A 12330-nucleotide genomic window follows, 5' to 3' on the forward strand; every position below is an offset into this window, starting at 1 on the left:
GACGCCGTTAGGCGCCATGTAATGGTCTCCTTGACCTTAAGAACCTAGGATTGTTAGTCTCCTCATTAAACGCGGATCTGAAATCATGATTTTGGTGAGCGTTCCGGAGAGTTTGAAAGACGGAAAGCCTCTCATTAAAAAATAAAGTTTATAAATAAAAACTATTTTTGTTTGCCAATCTCCTGAAATTACTTTATGACTTAAAAGATATTTTGATCGTCCACGCAGCGATCAAGAGGGAAAACAAGCCCTAAACCCTAGCGTACAATAGAACCCACTTTTGTGGGGGGCCCGGAATTCCGGGAGTTTTTGCTATGTCCAAGTGCTTTAAGCACTAAAAGCAAAAAAACTGACTAGGGTTCAGTACTTGTGACTCCCGGAATACCAATGCGAGGGCGCTCGCAACCGGAGGGGGGCTTGAAGTACAAACTAAAATCCAAATTTTATCGACATCTCTATAGAAAAAAACGCTATTTATAATCCATATTTCGCACTTTTTTAAAGAGTACCCAATCTTGTAGTCTTTAAGATTACTTTGATTCTTCTTGCCAATCTCCTGCAATTACTTTATCACTTAAAGAGTGATTTTGATCGTCTACGCAGCGATCAAGAGGGAAAACAAGCCCTAAACCCTAGCGTACAATTGAGCCCACTTTTGTAGGTTTCCCGGAATTCCAGGAGATTTTGCTATGTCCAAGTGCTTCTCAGCACTAAAAGCAAAAAGCTGAGTCAAGTCAGTGTTTTCAGACTCCCGGAATACCAATGCGAGGGCGCTCGCAACCGGCGGGGGGCTTGACGTGCCAACCAAAAATCCACATTTTATCGACATTTTGATAGGCAAAAGAATTCGTCATAGACGCATTTCAATGGGACTTTCCCAAAAAGCATTAGGAAACTATTTAGGCGTCAGTTTCCAACAAATCCAAAAATATGAAAAAGGCTTCAATCGTGTAAGCGCAGGGTGTTTACTCGAAATCGCCCAAAAACTAGATGTTCCCATAAGCTTTTTTTATGCAGACCTTGCTACAAAAGAAGATCTTTCAACAAAAGAAACTCTCTTACACCACAATCAATACACCTATAGCGAAAAAGAGCACGCCCTTTTAAAAAATTTTAGAGAGCTCCAGCCGAAAAAACAAAAAGCAATCTTATGGTTGATTTCTGATTAAGCAAAAGCGCACACAAAGCATAAATCCCTCCGCATCATTTTACGGATATACATTTTTATTTTACGGATCAACGTTTTGATGCTTCTCTACATTTACAGAAAGCAGCCAAACGAAACTTTCAAATTCCTCTCGCACCGCTTTGTAAACATAGGTTTGTCAACAATACAGCTTCTTACTCTAGCGAATTCCCCTGCTGATTTCAGATCACCACCCCTCAAAGGATGATATTTCATCAAACGCGACAGATACGTCCTATTTTAAAATATTCTTGCCCCTTCACCACCCTAAAGTAAGATCACGCAAAGCACCGGTCAATCCCACGTCAAAAGCAACTTCCCCACACCCCAATCTTTTCTCCCGTCAACACACCCACCTCTTCATTAAAACGCCCCCTCCCTTCATAAGACTCTTTATCCCCACACCCCAATCTTCCCTCCACTCCTCTCATCACATGCCATGCCATGCCATGCCATGCCATGATAAAATCACACACCACGCATAAAGTCCCAGCTTCCTTTTTTGCACATTTCCGTTTTTATGTTTTTACATATTTAAAGAAATCAGAAAATCTGTAAAAAATCATTACACAATAACGTTCTCGACAACTGTCTTTAAAATCTCGCCTCCCTTTTCATTTAAATCCTCCTATTTTTACTTAAATCATAGATATAAACCGCCCTATTATTTCCCTTGACCAACATAAAATTTTTCGACAAATTCTAGCTATCAAAAGGGTTCATAAGAAGCATTTTACGACTTTTAAAAGAACTTTTATTTACACCCAGTGCTTTCTTGTAACGTACGAGAGTACATTTAATTGATTGACTAGAAGAAAATTTGAAATGAGAGAACCTTTTCGTTTTTCTCATTCAACATTCGCAACGATAACTTATCCTTATAAGTCAGTATTTTTTCGTAAGACAAAACGCACAAAACACACGATACTTGCGTTGCATATTCACACGCTTGTTTTAAAGACAGATCTCTCAACGCTCGTCACACCCATTTCGCAAACGCTATCCATAAAGGCATGGTAAAGCCCCCATGAAGGGAATAAAATCCATTCAACCCTCCTTATCTTTACGCTTATGCAGGAACAAAACCGGCACTATCACAAAAATTCTGCCAGCTTCTAATGTTGCCGACAGCCTTCAGTTCAAGAGCCAATTCATTAAAGTTATGCCTTTCTTGTAAAGTTTTGACCCACATGGCCCGCCCGCTCATGATGTGCAAGCAAGTAATTTTAATTGATTCAATATAAGAGAACTGATGATGAGAAAATCTTATTCTATTCAGCGTTGTGCTTCACGTTGAAAATGATTTCATTATAAATCAATATATTAACAAATAGGAGAGTCATCATCAAGATGCTTACCTTTTTCTAAAAAAGGCTTCACATTGAAAAAACATCTAAAAATTAGATAAAAAAAAGGTTTGCCTCTAATAAACAAACCCCTGTAGAAAATTATTCAGATAATTTTCAAAATTTTAAATTAATCCCTCTAAAAGCAGCAAAGATACTTCAGAAGCATCAAAAATGAATACAAAGGTTTATTTAACACAACGTTAAGAAAAATCAAGAAGAAAAAAATTTTATCGTTAATGCACCTTTAAAAAACGAATTTTTTAACCCACGCGGCTCAACAATTTGGGGCTGCCCTATAAACGCCTCCGACCAATCCCTTCATCTCCCTCAAAAGACCGTATAAAAGGTTCACAGAGCAGGTCTTCGCTAAAAAAATACCAATCGCAAGCGCTCATAAAAGGCAGCGTTGGCATAAAAGATCAGATTATCGAAAAGCTTGCTGAAATGTCTTCCCAGTCAATAAAAAAGAAGCGGACTTTTAAATATTTCCGCCTCTTTAACAATAAAACCATGATGAGGGATTATTAAAAAATTTCAAGACTATGAAGGGAACCAATTTGATAACAATTCATACCTTACAGGATCATCGGCACATTGTCCGCCACCACATTCCAGTATGGTAGAAATCAAATTTGCCGCAATCAAAAACACAAATAAAAAACTTGCCGTTTTACTCAAAAATGGAAAAGGAGAAAATTCTTTGAACTTGTGTGCCAATTCGCCTAAAATCATGACAAATGTGACAGCAAAGATACAAAGGACAGAAATAATGAAAGCCCAAGTATAAAAATGCAATCCAAAGAACGTTGAACCATATCCCAAATCATCAGGTGTTATATGCAAAAACACTTGCCGTGCTGCAACGGCACTCGTTACCATACAACCGAGAATAACCATACCATAATGGGTATTTTTCACCTTATAGTGAATATTGAGCAAGAACCCACAACCTGCTAGCATCAATCCAACGCGCTGCAGCAAACAAAGGGGACACGGTAACTCAAACTTTACCAATTGATAATAAAAAGCCACCACCAAGACAATGGATAACCCAATGAGTCCTAGCGTATTCATAAAGATGACGAAGTGAGGATTTTTTTGTTCAACATGTTCCATGGCTATTCTCTCAAAAAGATAAATTTAAAGTAGAAGTTGCGTGATGATTGAAAGTGAGAAGAATGACAACGAATAAAACTGCCCACAGAGCATAACTTATATTTTTTTTGCCATACATAGTCGTTATTGCAGTACCTAAAGCGATTAAAAATGGAAAAAACATAGCTTTAAATCTCCTTTACATCCGGTGTTTAACTCTTAATTTATTTCAGCTTCCACCATTATTACAAAATTGGGCAAAAAAGAGACCATGGATTTATTATTCACAATTCGTCATTCACTTTTCTTGTCATACTATCTAAGTGAAAAAACAAAGAACCATATAATCGCTAAGAAACACATCTCAACAAAAGCACAAAAGCGCTGATTATTCGCTTCCCTTTATATCAGCTATTATTAAAATATATCAACGATTACAAAGAGCACATCCCCCCACTCAATTAAAATAACCACTTGAACAGCAAAATAAATAGCCTTTGAAATTAAGAGATCGATATCTCTTTTTTCTCAAAGAATATCCTCACTTTGCAACGCATTTTCGCCATAAAAATCTCTTTTTCTCATGAGCAATTTTTCAAATTGCAGCAGATTTCATAATATATGGTGACCATGTTTATTTTGGCAAATAAAAATGAAACATTTTTAAAAAAACTTACAATCAATGCCTTTCCCCCGATGTATTTTTTCCTCTTACCTTAAATAAACAGCAATTCCGCAGCTCAACAGTCTCATAGGTCCAACACCACCCCTTAACACCTCCCCTCAAAATTCATCCCTCCCCCTCAAAAGAAGTGCTTCATAACCTTCAATACTTTAATTTTTCATCTCTCGAGATCCCCCTTTAAATTTTTAGCTTTCCATCTTATTTGAAAAATAACTGTTTCTCTGTCATCAATTGGCTTTGCAAAGAGAATATAAAACTTTAAAAAAATAATGATAAAGAATCGCATTGAACCTTTGAAAAGGATGGTGAATGATGAAAAAATCATGTGATGTCGCGATTTTAATGGGGAGCCAATCGGATTGGCAAACGATGTGCCATAGCGCAGATATTTTGACAAATCTTGGTATTTCTCATAGTTCGCATATTGTCTCAGCACACCGAACCCCTGAACGCCTTTATCAATTTGCAAAAGAAGCAAAAGAAGCAGGGTTTAAAGTTTTAATCGCCGGTGCAGGGGGCGCAGCGCATCTTCCTGGTATGCTAGCAGCCCTTACGCCTCTTCCTGTTTTTGGCGTTCCAGTGCATTCTCATTCTCTTTCTGGTCAAGATTCTTTGCTTTCAATTGTGCAAATGCCAGCAGGGATACCCGTTGGCACATTAGCAATTGGCAAAGCAGGTGCAATTAATGCAGCACTTTTAGCCGCAGCCGTTATGGCCATTTATGATCATGATCTCGCCCAACGATTACAAGATTGGCGTCAACAACAAACAGCTAATGTCGCCAAAACGCCTGTAACGGAGGGTTAAAATGGCACCGTTTTCCAACACGCCCCCCTCACCCAACACCACCCCCTCACCCAACACCCTCTCACCTAACATGTTACCTCCAGGCAGCGTCATTGGTTTAATCGGCGGCGGACAGTTAGCACGGATGCTCACCATAGCGGCCGCAGAATTAGGATTTCGAACAGTTATTTTTTGCCCTGAGGCCGATTGCCCAGCCGCTCAAACAGCAAACAGCCATATTGTTGCCTCCTATGACGATACATCAGCTTTAGATCATTTTATTTCTCAGTGTGATGTTGTCAGCTATGAATTTGAAAATCTTTCGCTTCAAACGGTTCAATATGTAGAGAAGAGTAAGCCTGTTTATCCTTCTTCCAAAGCATTAGAGATCACGCAAGATCGACTTTTTGAGAAGCAATTTTTGCGTGATCAAAGAATTGGCACCGCCTCATGGTATGCTGTTGACAATTCTTCTTCTCTTCTTTCCGCGCTCGATGCCTTAGGCGGACGTGGTCTTTTAAAAACGCGTCGTTTTGGTTATGACGGAAAAAACCAGATCAAGCTTGACCACCCCGATGAACAAACCCTTGACGAAGCCTTAAGGACTTTTCAGGAGCAGCCTTGTATTTTGGAAGAGATAGTTCCTTTTTTATCGGAAATTTCAGTTCTCTCGGCTCGCACAAAACAAGGAGAACATATTTTTTATGATTGCCCTGAAAACCAACACAAAAACGGAATTCTTCATAAATCCTTTGTTCCATCACATATTCCACTTGACGTGCAAAAAGCAGCCCAAGAAATCAGCCTAACAGTCATGGATGCCCTCGATTATGTTGGTGTTCTTTGTATTGAGTTTTTTGTCTTAACGGATGGTCATCTTTTAGTAAATGAACTCGCGCCGCGTGTCCATAATTCTGGTCATTGGACACAAAAAGCATGCATAACTTCACAATTTGAACAGCATATCCGTGCTATTTGCGGTCTTCCATTGGGCAGCACATACCGCCATAGCGATTGCCAAATGACAAATCTTCTTGGGAAAAATTTAAGCACGTTAAAATATTTTCTGAAGCAAGAGCGCACCTCGATCCATTTATATGGCAAAAGCACTGTTCAACCCTACCGCAAAATGGGGCATGTCATCCAATTAATGGGACCAGCTAGCAAATTTTAAACCCACATATATACAAATGCTTTTCCCCTCAATGAACTGAAAAACAACCTCTCCCCTCACACCGATATCCAGCGGCTCAAAGCGCGCCGCCCCCCGCCCCAATCCTTTTAATTTGCCCCCTAGCAGGGCTTCACGCCCTCCTACAAGCTCCTTCTCCTCCATACCCCCCACCCTCAAAAACCACACCAATCAACAATCCAACGGCTCAACAGCGCTCCTGACCTTTCAACACCCCCTTGACAGAGCTTATTTGTTTAAAGCTGAAAAGGCTTTTACTTTTTTCCACTCTTTGTCCTTCTTTTGCGAGAATATTTTTACCTTCAAGGAAACCATTAACCCACCATAGGAAATGTATAATACACCCTTGACAAGAATAAGACTTCTTGTTAAATCTTCCTTACTTTTTTGCAATTTTCACTTATTCGTTGTGCTAATGAAGTGTGTTAATGCGTACCTTAAGGGTGCGTTTTTCTTTTTGTGATCACAGTGAAAAAGTGTATCGTGTGATGTTATGATGCAAGTACAATATCGCAATGCAATGTTCATTGAGTGAACAGTGTATTGGGGTTGTGGTGTTGTATTTTTGTGTTTTAATGTTATATCATAGTTGTTTTAATGTTGTATCATAGTATTGTGTTACGTAAACTGTTTAACGGTGAATATGATGAAAATTAAAAATTCGCTTAAAGCACTAAAGGAGCGCCACCGTAACAATCGTTTGGTGCGTCGTAAGGGTCGTATTTATATTCTTAATAAGACGAACCCTCGTTTTAGAGCGCGTCAAGGCTAATTCTTTTGGTTAATGTTTTTATGCCTACTTTTTGTAGGCTTAAAAATTTTTTCTTAAGATTTTTTGGGTTACGAGTCGGTTGGTTATAAGTTCGTTGATTACAAGTCTAGTATTTGATAATATTTGGTGATTTATCTTTTGGGGGCTTGTTTTTATGGATTCTTCTATTTTTTTAAAAACCTTTCGATTTTTTCAGTCGCGTTTTTTCTGTATTTTCAGTCGCGTTTTTTTTCTTTTTTTTGTTGGCATATTTTGTTTTGTTCCCTCTAGCTATGGGCAAAATCCTCCTTCGCTTCCTGAAGATCGGCCTTCTCCACAATCGCTTTTACCCTTAGATGATCTTATTCCCAATTCTCCTCCCCCTTCCTCAACGCCCTCCGATTCTGATTTGTCTGCGGTTATTCTTGAAGATCTTGACAAAGAGCAGCTTTCCCATATTGACAGAGTTAAGCAACGCAAAGAAGCCGAAATTTTACGTTTACTGAAAGAGTTGAAATATTGTGCTGATGTTTCTCAAGCAAAAAAGATCAGTCAACAACTTCAACATTTGTGGTCCCAATCGGGGAGTGAGACGATTGATCTTTTAATGTCATGGGCTGAAAATGCAATCAGTAGCGACGATTATGGACTTGCACTTGATTATATTGATAATGCTATTGCACTTTTACCTACTCACGCTGAAGCTTGGGTAAGACGTGCTTGGATTCACATTCAACTAAACGATTTCAAGCTTGCCATGCTTGATCTCAACCATGCTCTTGAACTTGAGCCGCGCAACTATATAGCTTTTTTTGAACTTGGCGTTACCATGGAAGCAACAGAGCGTCCAAAACTGGCTCTTAAAGCCTATGAAACCGCATTGGATTACTATCCACAAATGCGCAGAATTCAAAAGCGCGTACAAGCTCTGTTAGACGAACAATCACCACAAGCTCTTTGAAACCATTCAAGAACGAGATGCTTTACGCATCCTTTCAAACTTGGATAAGACGCAAGCCAGCTTTACATTCCACTCAATAAACTCAAAGCCCCCTGCTCATAACCACGCCCTCAAACACCCCGCACGCAATTGACCCCACCCCACGCAATTGAAAATGTCTTTTTTGAATTTTGACCTTTTTTGTATTGAAGGAAGCGTCCAAACACTTCCAATATACCCCTTAAAGAATTTCTTCTCCTAGCAAGCAAACGCTTCACGCTTGAGTCCTCTTCACACCGCCTCTTTTTTCACATCTCTCCATCATGGACAAAAAAAATTTTGTAAACACGATCCTCAAAAAATATTTTTTGAAAAAAAACTTAAAACATCGCTGAGCCCTTTGATAAACTATTATCGCCTTTTTTTTATTTTTATGAGCTTCAACCATAGCAGCACATACCGTATCGGCTCTCCTCCCCCCTCAAAGTTGATAAAACAGCACTGAAATATTCCCCACGAGGCAAAAATTTCAAAGACGCAACGTCAGTTAACAAACATCCTTGAATAAAAAATATTCCCCTTCAAAGCTCCCCCAAGTATTCCCGCGAAACATAAAAATCAAGCGATTGCCAATAAACCGTTATGCCTCACTCAATCACCCACCCCCACTCATATTTTTTGCTTTTTTTACTTTGAATAACGCGTTCTATATATCATACAGCCATTTCTAGCAGCCACCCGCAAGGTTATAGAATCATCCTGAAAAAACTTTATGAAAAATAAGAGATTGTAGTTATTTTATCTCTAGCAGAAACTCTGAAATTGTTTTATATTAAGGAGGGTGTTCTGCGCTTCTCGACAGGAAATAACGTATTCCTGAGACCTTAATGATCTCCAAGGGAGCTGTCCCTGATCAAGCCCGTGGGCTTTTTCATATGGCGCCCACCTATTTGTATAGGTTCCCGGGATCAGCTTTTTCCATCGGCTGTTGTGGATCACCCTTTTTTACATCAAAATTTTTCCAGATAAAAATTGAGAGCGTCCTTTTACATAAGACCAATGACGATACTCTCTTTTCAAGAAAGAAAAATTACGATGAGCTTTATTTTATAAAACAGACAGCACTTACAAAAATAATCCCCTCTGTGAATCTGCTTCATCCCTTTGCACGCAAGCAACGCAAAAGCGGTTTATCGCATCAAGATACCCTATCATAAGAGCGCACATTTTTTCATGAGCACAGCTCTTATCCACACAGAGATTTACAAAACGCCAACAATGGATAAAATACCAGCATCTTATAAAACAATTGGCGAGACAATGACACATAATCCCCTCTGTGAATCGGCTTTATCCCTTCGTACACAGCAGCGAAAAAGCGGTTTATCGCGTCGTGATGCTCTTTTAACAGAAGAGCGGGCACTCTTTTCGCAGCGTGCTTGTTGCCACTTTATTGAATACCTTGAAAAAAAGGGGACAAATTTTTCACAGCTCATTTTAGCAGGCTATTGGCCCATTAAATCGGAAATTGACCCGCGTCCTTTACTGGATGCTGTAGCGTTACGCGGCGGACGTTTAGCCTTACCAGCAGTGCTTGATTCCACCACCATGGTTTTCCGTGCATTTTCGCCCAACACGATTTTAGAGCCCATGCGTTTTGGCACCTTTGGTCCAAGTGCAGACAGTAGCGTTGTTGTCCCCAATAATATTATTGTTCCGCTTTCTGCGTTTGATCGTCAATGTCACCGTCTTGGCTATGGAGGAGGATATTATGACCGTGCGGTTGAAGCTCTTGAAAAACAAGGACATCAAATAACATTATGGGGCATAGGATTTTCATGTCAGGAAGTTTCCTCTATTCCCGCAGCAGAACATGATCTACAGGTACAGGGGATTTTTACAGAAAAAGGTTTCTTAAAATGTTAAAATGTGATTAAAGCGCCTATGCGTTTTTTATTTTTAGGTGACATTGTTGGTAACACAGGCTGTAAAGCTGTTTTTGAACACCTTCCTCAACTGATTAAGAAGTGGCAGCTTGATTTTGTTGTGGTAAATGGTGAGAATGCCTCTGGTGGTTTTGGTCTCACACAAGAAACGTATCAAGATCTTTTGATGACCGGTGTTGATGTTGTGACCACGGGCAATCATGCTTTTTCTCACAAAGAAGCATTGCAGTATGCCCATGAGAGTGATCGTTTTTTACGCCCTGCCAATTTTTCGAAAGAAACTCCTGGAAGAGGTGTAGGTATTTTTACAGCAAAAAATGGAGCCCGTGTTCTTGTCGCCAATCTGTTGGGCAACGTTTTTATGCCGTGCAAAGTAGAAGATCCATTTGAAACAGCAGAAAATATTCTTTTAGCCTGTTCGTTGATGGAGCAAGCCGATACGGTTATTTTTGACTTTCACGCAGAAACGACAAGCGAGAAGCAATGTTTTGGCCATTTTCTTGATGGTCGTGTGAGTGTTATCGTTGGCACGCATACGCATATTCCCACGGCTGACGCACAAATCTTAGAAGGTGGGAGCGCCTATTTAACAGATGCAGGCATGTGTGGAGATTACAACTCATCTCTTGGAATGGACAAAGAAGAACCCTTACACCGTTTTCTTTATAAGACGAAGCAAGATCGTTTTGAACCGGCATGTGGTCCCGCCACCCTTTGTGGTTTAGCGGTTGAGATTTCAGACCGCACAGGTTTAGCAGAAAAGGTCTCGGCAGTACGGATTGGTCCTCATTTAAAGCCTGAAGTTCCAGATTTTTGGTAGCTTCCTTTAAGCCGCCCCCTTTGATGATCGCTCTCCACTGGGCGCCCTTTGGTAGTTTCTCTCCAATGTTTCCTTTTGAGAACTCTTTTTGGCAAGATGACTTTTCAAGCCCTTCCCAAATCCCTAAAAACACCACGCCTTCCAATTTGCCTAACACAGCAACTTTTCTAACACAAATAAGTCACTCTTTAAAAAGGGAAAAGGTCCAAATTTTCATGATTTTTAAAATGACGAGAAGGAGGTTCTATTTGGACATTTCTGCGGGGGGGGGGGAGGAGAAATGCTAACCCCCTTCTCTAAAAAAGGGTTTATAGAATAATTTATTATTTAGCAAGAGCCTCTTTAATTTTTTCTTTATTCTAACAAAAAATTAATCTTAAAATTGCCTTCTGCTTTTTAGGTTTAAGCTCTCTAAAACTTTTCAAAAGGACTTGCTCTTCTTTACTTCCGATCTCATCATCACAAGTTGAGACGTTTTCCTTTGTTGAAAGATCAGCGTAAAAAAGGAAATGGGAACATTGAGAATATCAGCAATTTCTTGTAAACGCCCCGCTCCTATACGATTAGAGCCTTTTTCATATTTTTGGATTTGTTGAAACGTCACACCTAACTGGCTGCCTAATTGCTTTTGCGACATCCCGATCATTGTTCTTTTAAAGCGAATTTTTCTGCCTATCGAAATGTCGTTAAAGTGTGGATTTTTAGCTTTCACTTCAAGCTCCCCTACCGGTTGCGAGCGCCTCTTATGCGTATTCCGGGAGTCTGAAAGTACTGAGTTCGAATCAGCTTTTTTTGCTTTTAGTGCTAGAGCGCACCTGGACATGGCAAAAACTCCCGGAAATCCGGGATATCCATAAAGCTGGATAAATACGTGTCTCAAGTTTCGGGTCTTTCATTCCCTGTTGATCGCTGCGTAGACGACCAAAATTACAGTGTTATTTATAAAGTAATTTCATGAAATTAGCAATAAAATTTAAAAACAGTCTTTATTTGTATTTTTATCAGAGGCAGATAACCTCTCATTTTTGATTAAATTATGTGTGAACGAAGTGAGCGCTATTTATTTAAAAATTATAAGATCATTATCAGGAGATGCTAGACGTAGTAAAAACCTTTCATAGGCATCATGAGCAAACAAGCAAAGAAATATCATGATGATACCACCAATGACCATTGCTGTTTGGTGTTCATAGGGTGCAGCTCCTGCTGTGTATCCGAAAAAAAGAAAAAATAGGAATAAAGCCAAGCCACCAGCAAAGAAGTTTAAGAAGGCAAAAACTGGTTTACGAATGAATAATAAAATAAGGAAGATTGCGTAAAGCAACCTTTTAAATATCACAGCCAACATTCTACGTATTGTTTTAAATATCCAAACGAATATTCTACGTATTATCTTGAACACCCCACGCATTATAGTTGAAGCAATGCTCTGTTTTGCATCTAACCTTTCTTCTTTGGTGTTTGTATTCTTAGAAGAAAGACTGCTCATGACTCTCCCATTTTCAAGCCACTGTACTATAAAAATGTACTATAAAAATAATTTATCTCTAATTATATCATCCCAAAATACAACAATATTT

14 protein-coding genes, 1 other RNA gene and 1 pseudogene are annotated in these 12330 nt (G+C 39.3%); 9 read left to right on the plus strand and 7 right to left on the minus strand.

Features of this window, described 5'->3' with window-relative positions:
- Positions 1-797 precede the first annotated feature (797 nt).
- Complete coding sequence (locus ACFIKJ_RS06845; protein WP_375626356.1) at positions 798-1169, plus strand: helix-turn-helix domain-containing protein; 372 nt, start codon at positions 798-800, stop codon at positions 1167-1169.
- A 322-nt stretch (positions 1170-1491) separates the two neighbouring features.
- On the opposite strand, the gene ACFIKJ_RS06850 is transcribed toward ACFIKJ_RS06845, so the two are convergent.
- On the minus strand, positions 1492-1665 hold the full coding sequence (locus ACFIKJ_RS06850; RefSeq protein WP_375670371.1) for a hypothetical protein: 174 nt from the start codon (positions 1663-1665) through the stop codon (positions 1492-1494).
- 346 nt (positions 1666-2011) lie between these two features.
- Here ACFIKJ_RS06850 and ACFIKJ_RS06855 point away from each other — a divergent pair, with 346 nt between their 5' ends.
- Positions 2012-2206 (plus strand): hypothetical protein, encoded by a 195-nt coding sequence (locus ACFIKJ_RS06855; protein WP_375626358.1) that lies wholly within the window; start codon positions 2012-2014, stop codon positions 2204-2206.
- A 49-nt stretch (positions 2207-2255) separates the two neighbouring features.
- On the opposite strand, the gene ACFIKJ_RS06860 is transcribed toward ACFIKJ_RS06855, so the two are convergent.
- From ACFIKJ_RS06860 to ACFIKJ_RS06870, 3 genes are all read right to left on the minus strand, one after another.
- Positions 2256-2378 (minus strand): hypothetical protein, encoded by a 123-nt coding sequence (locus tag ACFIKJ_RS06860; RefSeq protein ID WP_375626360.1) that lies wholly within the window; start codon positions 2376-2378, stop codon positions 2256-2258.
- A gap of 697 nt (positions 2379-3075) precedes the next feature.
- Complete coding sequence (locus ACFIKJ_RS06865) at positions 3076-3651, minus strand: disulfide bond formation protein B (protein WP_375626362.1); 576 nt, start codon at positions 3649-3651, stop codon at positions 3076-3078.
- A 10-nt stretch (positions 3652-3661) separates the two neighbouring features.
- Positions 3662-3814, minus strand: a complete 153-nt coding sequence (locus ACFIKJ_RS06870; RefSeq protein WP_375626364.1) for a DUF5993 family protein — start codon at positions 3812-3814, stop codon at positions 3662-3664.
- Positions 3815-4624: 810 nt separating this feature from the next.
- Between ACFIKJ_RS06870 and purE the strand changes: the two genes are divergently transcribed.
- Positions 4625-5122, plus strand: a complete 498-nt coding sequence (gene purE, locus ACFIKJ_RS06875; RefSeq protein ID WP_375625365.1) for a 5-(carboxyamino)imidazole ribonucleotide mutase — start codon at positions 4625-4627, stop codon at positions 5120-5122.
- 1 nt (position 5123) lies between these two features.
- On the plus strand, positions 5124-6275 hold the full coding sequence (locus ACFIKJ_RS06880) for a 5-(carboxyamino)imidazole ribonucleotide synthase (protein ID WP_375648816.1): 1152 nt from the start codon (positions 5124-5126) through the stop codon (positions 6273-6275).
- Here the strand turns inward: ACFIKJ_RS06880 and ACFIKJ_RS06885 are convergent.
- Entirely contained in the window at positions 6249-6437 is a 189-nt protein-coding gene (locus ACFIKJ_RS06885; protein WP_375626368.1) for a hypothetical protein, read from the minus strand. The genes ACFIKJ_RS06880 and ACFIKJ_RS06885 overlap by 27 nt on opposite strands.
- A gap of 502 nt (positions 6438-6939) precedes the next feature.
- Here ACFIKJ_RS06885 and ykgO point away from each other — a divergent pair.
- The 5 genes from ykgO (at position 6940) to ACFIKJ_RS06910 (ending at position 10750) form a co-directional block, all read left to right on the plus strand.
- A complete protein-coding gene (ykgO, locus tag ACFIKJ_RS06890) occupies positions 6940-7065 on the plus strand; it encodes a type B 50S ribosomal protein L36 (protein ID WP_013545486.1) in 126 nt (41 codons plus the stop codon).
- Between the two features lie 154 nt (positions 7066-7219).
- On the plus strand, positions 7220-8005 hold the full coding sequence (locus ACFIKJ_RS06895; protein ID WP_375670372.1) for a tetratricopeptide repeat protein: 786 nt from the start codon (positions 7220-7222) through the stop codon (positions 8003-8005).
- A gap of 819 nt (positions 8006-8824) precedes the next feature.
- Positions 8825-8985, plus strand: a non-coding RNA gene (ssrS, locus tag ACFIKJ_RS06900) — 6S RNA.
- A 319-nt stretch (positions 8986-9304) separates the two neighbouring features.
- Positions 9305-9910, plus strand: coding sequence for a 5-formyltetrahydrofolate cyclo-ligase (locus ACFIKJ_RS06905; protein ID WP_375648811.1), 606 nt, complete (start codon positions 9305-9307; stop codon positions 9908-9910).
- An 18-nt stretch (positions 9911-9928) separates the two neighbouring features.
- Positions 9929-10750: a TIGR00282 family metallophosphoesterase gene (locus ACFIKJ_RS06910; RefSeq protein WP_375626371.1), complete on the plus strand. Its 822-nt coding sequence runs from the start codon at positions 9929-9931 to the stop codon at positions 10748-10750.
- 359 nt (positions 10751-11109) lie between these two features.
- On the opposite strand, the pseudogene ACFIKJ_RS06915 reads toward ACFIKJ_RS06910, so the two are convergent.
- Positions 11110-11462 (minus strand): annotated as a pseudogene (locus ACFIKJ_RS06915) (helix-turn-helix domain-containing protein).
- A gap of 348 nt (positions 11463-11810) precedes the next feature.
- On the minus strand, positions 11811-12239 hold the full coding sequence (locus ACFIKJ_RS06920; protein WP_375670373.1) for a hypothetical protein: 429 nt from the start codon (positions 12237-12239) through the stop codon (positions 11811-11813).
- Positions 12240-12330: the final 91 nt, after the last annotated feature.

The sequence above is a fragment of the Bartonella sp. PS7NMGDW genome (genome assembly GCF_042193585.1).
Classification (GTDB): domain Bacteria; phylum Pseudomonadota; class Alphaproteobacteria; order Rhizobiales; family Rhizobiaceae; genus Bartonella; species Bartonella grahamii.